This window comes from Sphingomonas sp. Leaf30, assembly GCF_001422525.1.
Lineage (GTDB): Bacteria > Pseudomonadota > Alphaproteobacteria > Sphingomonadales > Sphingomonadaceae > Sphingomonas > Sphingomonas aerolata.
Window position 1 is genome coordinate 250,232 of the sequence record NZ_LMKZ01000016.1, and the last position, 2,002, is coordinate 252,233.

2 protein-coding genes are annotated in these 2,002 nt (G+C 66.9%); both read left to right on the forward strand.

Annotated features, from left to right (window positions below):
- A partial coding sequence (locus tag ASE89_RS12935; RefSeq protein ID WP_082451488.1) for an ANTAR domain-containing response regulator occupies positions 1-466 on the forward strand: 466 nt, incomplete at its 5' end.
- Positions 466-1,680: a CmpA/NrtA family ABC transporter substrate-binding protein gene (locus ASE89_RS12940; protein ID WP_056678380.1), complete on the forward strand. Its 1,215-nt coding sequence runs from the start codon at positions 466-468 to the stop codon at positions 1,678-1,680. The genes ASE89_RS12935 and ASE89_RS12940, both read left to right, overlap by 1 nt.
- The last annotated feature ends 322 nt before the right edge of the window (positions 1,681-2,002 follow it).

Consider the following 2,002-nt stretch of genomic DNA (forward strand, 5'->3'; position numbering starts at 1 on the left):
TGCGGCGCTGGAGAAGGCAGCGCCCGAAGTAGTGCTGATCAACCTCGAAAATCCAAGCCGCGACGTGCTCGAGGAGTTCTTCGCCGTATCGCGCGCCCTCGCCCGACCGATCGCGATGTTCGTCGATCAAAGCGACGCAGAGTCGACGAACGCGGCGGTTGATGCAGGCGTCTCAGCCTATATCGTCGACGGGCTCGCCAAGCAGCGGATCAAGCCGGTCATCGACCTCGCGATCCGCCGGTTCCAAGCGTTCGCGCGATTGCAGGCGGAGTTGCACGAAGCTCGCAGTGCACTCGCTGATCGCACCACCGTCGACCGCGCCAAGGCGATCCTGATGAAACGCCGCGGCATCGACGAGCCGACCGCGTACGGCCTGCTCCGCGCGCAGGCAATGCGATCCAACCGGCGGATCGCTGAGATCGCCGACGCGATCATCACCAGCGACGCGCTCATGGGAGATTTGTGATGGCGCTCGACCGGGTCCGCATCGGTTTCCTCCCTCTCGTCGATGCGGCGCTACCGATCCTCGCGCGCGCACGTGGGTTCGCCGAGGCCGAGGGGCTGGAGATCGAACTCGTTCGCGACATGACCTGGGCGACGGTGCGCGATCGGCTGCTGTACGGTCATACCGACGCCGCGCACATGGTCGCGCCGCTGGCAATCGCGACGGCGCTGGGGCGTGGGCGGCCAGCGGTACCTATGGCGGTGCCATTTGTGCTGGGGCTCAACGGCAATGCGATCACGCTGTCGCTGCCGCTCGCGGCGCAAGTGATGGACGGCGATGCGCTCGGCGATCCGGTCGTGCTCGGCGCGCGACTGAAGGCGGTCGCGACCGAGCGTGCTGCGGCGGGGCGGCGGCTGCGGTTCGGCGTGGTGCATCGCTACTCCAGCCATAATTACATGCTGCGCTACTGGCTCGCGGCAGTAGGCATCCGGCCGGATACCGACGTCGAGATCGTCACGACCAGCCCGACCTTCGCCGCCGATGCGCTGGCGGCGGGCGAAGTCGATGGCATCTGCGTCGGCGAGCCGTGGAATGGCGTCGCGGTCGATCGCGGGGTCGGGCGGATCGCGCTGGTAACGGCGCAGGTCTGGCAGCGCGGCGTCGAGAAGGTGCTGGCGATGCGTGCGGAGACGCTGGTCGAGCGCGGCGACGTCGTCCACCGGCTGATCCGGGCGCTGCATACCGCCGCCGCGCAGTTCGTCGATCCCGACACGCGTGAGGCCAGCGCGGCGATTCTCGCTCGCCCTGAGTATCTCGATGCCCCGGTCGATGCAGTGGCGCGGGCGATCGGCGACCGGGTGCGGCTGGTGAAGGACGCGGTGCCGATCCACGTGCCCGACTTCATGTTCCAGTACCGCGAGGCGGCGAACTTCCCGTGGCGCAGCCAAGCAGCGTGGCTGTATTCGCAGATGGTACGCTGGGACGGCACGCCGTTCTCGGCCGAGGAGGCGGACGTCGCGCAAGGGGTGTTTCGTCCTGACGTGTATCGCGCGGCGTTGGCGGGCTCGGGCGCGCCGCTGCCCAATGCGAGTTCGAAGCTGGAGGGGGCGATCGGCGCGGACGGCATCGGCGCGGGATCGTCGCAAGGGCGGTTGATCCTCGGGCGCGATGCGTTCTTCGATCGGCGGGCGTTCGATCCGGATGATATCGAGGGGTATCTGGCCGGCTTTCCCTGAACTTTCTTCTCCCCTCCCTGGAAGGGAGGGGTTGGGGGTGGGTCGACTGGCTTGAGCCCCGTCGGTTCGGACATGCGGGAACCGACCCATCCCCTGTCCTCCCTTTCAGTGAGGGGAGTTTTAGCGGTCGGTCGCCTCTGAATTGCAAATCTACTGCACGTGCGAAATGACGCTTGCGCGATACGGCCACTTCGGTCATCTTCACAGCGTCTGGCAAGGGAGTCGGACACGAAATCATCGCGAGACCGGTTCCAACGAAGGGACCTGACCGCGTAGGGCGATCCACCGATCGTCCATAGGCAACGAAGCCGCTCCGATGCGT